Below are 2,446 nucleotides of genomic sequence, written 5' to 3' on the forward strand. Positions count from 1 at the left end.
CCAATGGCTCTCTCCCAAAACCTTTAAAATTTGGTTTTTTATCCCGTTGGTTACAATCGGATCTTTTGAATGTAATCGAACAAGCAAAACAGCAACGTTATAACGACGCGGCATAAAAAGAAAACCTTGTCACGTAAGGACGGACAAGGCTTTCTCAAACTCATCAACCTGGTGCTTTATTTGGTGTAAATTCAAGGCTTTCTCTACTGAAGCAAGACTTAAGGCTGGCATTCAAGTTGTTCTGAATGTTTTTTACAATAAGGGCTATTTAAGCGTCTCTCAACACTTCGCTGAGGCATGACAGCACCAGGACGACATATGGGAAGATTGTCCGATTTATGGTTTTCACACCATTCTTGTATTGTAAAGCTAGGACGAAAACCTGATTGCGCCATACACATTTCAATACTGGCAAATTGATTTAAATCTAGCGCCACAACCTTATTAAGGTCCGGTACTCCACATTCTAAAAGTATTTTATTTCTCCATAATGCTGGAGAAAGTGAGGGAATTGAGTTAACACATCCAGTGATACTTAACAGAGCTATGCAACTCAATAGTTTTAAGATTTTCTTCATTCTTCCCCTCCTTCAGTGGGTTTCTTTACAATAAAACAGCTCGGAAGCTTGTTGATATTTCCTGTCACCGCTGCTTAAAAAAACGGTGAACAATATTGAGATGATGGATTGAGGGAACAATCGCGCCATTCCAAGTGAAGGCAAGGATAGCGGTTTGTTGATCATCACAAACAGTGCTTAAGGTTGGCATTCTGGTTTATTTTTATATTTTTGGCAATAAGCGCTATTTAAACGCTTCTTGACACTTCGTTTTGGAATGACAGCACCTGGCACACAAATCGGAAGATCTTCGGCATTATAATTTCTACACCGATCTCTCCACTTCCCTCCTAATTTACTATGAAAACCTGCTTGGGTTAGACATGCATAAATAGATGTATTCGCATTTATACTTAACTCTCTATAATCCATCATATAATCATCATGAGGATTCAGCATTCCACATTCTAATAGTGCTTTTTTAATCTCAATCTTATCTTCTCCTAGCTTCTCTAATACATCCACAGCCTGGTAAGGACCTGGAAAACATCCAGCTATAATAAGCAAAGCCAATCCACTCAATAACTTTAAAGTTGCTTTCATTTTTTCTCTCCTTCAATGATTTTTTATCATAAGATTGCTTATAAGCTTGTCGATGTTTTATATTCCTCTGTCCATATCAATTTGAAACATGTTGAGTGCCGATACAATTGGCCCACACACTTATGCAAAAGATAAAAAAACTAAAGATTACTCTTAATCATACCATCATCAAAAAACTACGGTAGACATTCAGGCTTGTTTCTATTTCTTTTACAATGGGGGCTGTTCAGGCGTTTCTTAACACTTCTTTGAGGAATGACAGCACCTGAATGACAAATTGGAAAACGAGCATCAAAAAACTCACACGAACTCAAATATCCGGATTTATATCTAAAACCTGCTTGAACCATGCAAGCTTCAATTAATGCGTTCGCATTTCCGTCTAACTTTCTGTTGTATTCATCACGATTATAAGGTGTTGGCATGCCACATTCTAACAGCGCTTTCCCTATATCAATTGTATTTGCACCAGGCTTATCCCATAATTCCCAAGCTGATAAGGGAACCTCAGCTTTATACTCACATCCAGCTATACTTAACAGAGCTATGCCGCTCAATAATTGCAAGACTTTCTTCATTTTTCCCCTCTTTCAATGGATTTATTTACTATAAAACAGCTCGGAAGCTTGTTGATATTTTCTGTCATCGCTGCTTAAAACAACGGTGAACAATATTGAGATGATTGGTTGAGAAAACAATCCCGCCATTCCAAGTGAAGGCAAGGAGGGGGATTGTTGATCATCACAAACAAAACTTAAGGTTTGCATTCAGGTGCATTTTTATATTTTTTACAAAAAGGGCTATTTAAGCGCTTCTTGACACTGGGCCTCGGGATCACAGCACCTGGACGACAAATGGGCAAGTTTTCGGCTTTATGATTCTCGCACCAAGTCCCTCCCCCCACTTTATCACGAAAACCTGATTGAACCATACAGGCATCAATAGTTGCCCATGCATTGTAGCTGAGTTTTCTGTTTTCTGGATCGGCATCAATAAGGCTCGGCATTCCACATTCTAATAAGGCTTTTCCTACCTCAGTAAAATCAGTAACACCATTTTTCTCCCACGTAGCCACCTCTCCTAGAGGAGGTTTATCGATATTACATCCAGTTATAATTAACAAAGTTACAGTGCTTAATAATTTTAGAGTTTGTTTCATTTTTTACTCCTTGGTTTACTTAAAGGAAATTGTTCACGATGAGATGTGCCATAAAACTTTTGGCATTTATAACCCACATCTCCAAGACAAGTATGGGAACTTATGGGATTTGTAGCCACTCTCCACC

At 38.5% G+C, this 2,446-nt stretch carries 5 protein-coding genes and 1 pseudogene; 1 reads left to right on the forward strand and 5 read right to left on the reverse strand.

The features are described from left to right. Positions 1-116: pseudogene (locus ACFIJZ_RS09590) on the forward strand (DNA-binding protein); the annotation flags it as partial. 102 nt (positions 117-218) lie between these two features. Here ACFIJZ_RS09590 and ACFIJZ_RS09595 read toward each other — a convergent pair. The 5 genes from ACFIJZ_RS09595 to ACFIJZ_RS09615 form a co-directional block, all read right to left on the reverse strand. Beyond that, a complete protein-coding gene (locus ACFIJZ_RS09595; protein WP_015856194.1) occupies positions 219-578 on the reverse strand; it encodes a hypothetical protein in 360 nt (119 codons plus the stop codon). Positions 579-642: 64 nt separating this feature from the next. Then, positions 643-768: a hypothetical protein gene (locus ACFIJZ_RS09600; RefSeq protein ID WP_375631918.1), complete on the reverse strand. Its 126-nt coding sequence runs from the start codon at positions 766-768 to the stop codon at positions 643-645. Beyond that, positions 756-1,160, reverse strand: a complete 405-nt coding sequence (locus ACFIJZ_RS09605; RefSeq protein ID WP_026500686.1) for a hypothetical protein — start codon at positions 1,158-1,160, stop codon at positions 756-758. Before ACFIJZ_RS09605 ends, ACFIJZ_RS09600 begins: the two co-directional genes overlap by 13 nt. A gap of 176 nt (positions 1,161-1,336) precedes the next feature. Continuing rightward, positions 1,337-1,738, reverse strand: coding sequence for a hypothetical protein (locus tag ACFIJZ_RS09610; protein ID WP_026500687.1), 402 nt, complete (start codon positions 1,736-1,738; stop codon positions 1,337-1,339). A 176-nt stretch (positions 1,739-1,914) separates the two neighbouring features. After that, complete coding sequence (locus ACFIJZ_RS09615) at positions 1,915-2,319, reverse strand: hypothetical protein (RefSeq protein ID WP_375631920.1); 405 nt, start codon at positions 2,317-2,319, stop codon at positions 1,915-1,917. Positions 2,320-2,446: the final 127 nt, after the last annotated feature.

Source organism: Bartonella sp. CL70QHWL (assembly GCF_042194855.1).
Taxonomy (GTDB): domain Bacteria; phylum Pseudomonadota; class Alphaproteobacteria; order Rhizobiales; family Rhizobiaceae; genus Bartonella.

Excerpts from the sequence above, each read along its gene's own strand:
- ACFIJZ_RS09615 (WP_375631920.1), bottom strand. The coding sequence starts at position 2,319 with ATGAAACAAACTCTAAAATTATTAAGCACTGTAACTTTGTTAATTATA.
- ACFIJZ_RS09605 (WP_026500686.1), bottom strand. The coding sequence starts at position 1,160 with ATGAAAGCAACTTTAAAGTTATTGAGTGGATTGGCTTTGCTTATTATA.
- ACFIJZ_RS09595 (WP_015856194.1), bottom strand. The coding sequence starts at position 578 with ATGAAGAAAATCTTAAAACTATTGAGTTGCATAGCTCTGTTAAGTATC.
- ACFIJZ_RS09600 (WP_375631918.1), bottom strand. The coding sequence starts at position 768 with ATGCCAACCTTAAGCACTGTTTGTGATGATCAACAAACCGCTATCCTT.
- ACFIJZ_RS09610 (WP_026500687.1), bottom strand. The coding sequence starts at position 1,738 with ATGAAGAAAGTCTTGCAATTATTGAGCGGCATAGCTCTGTTAAGTATA.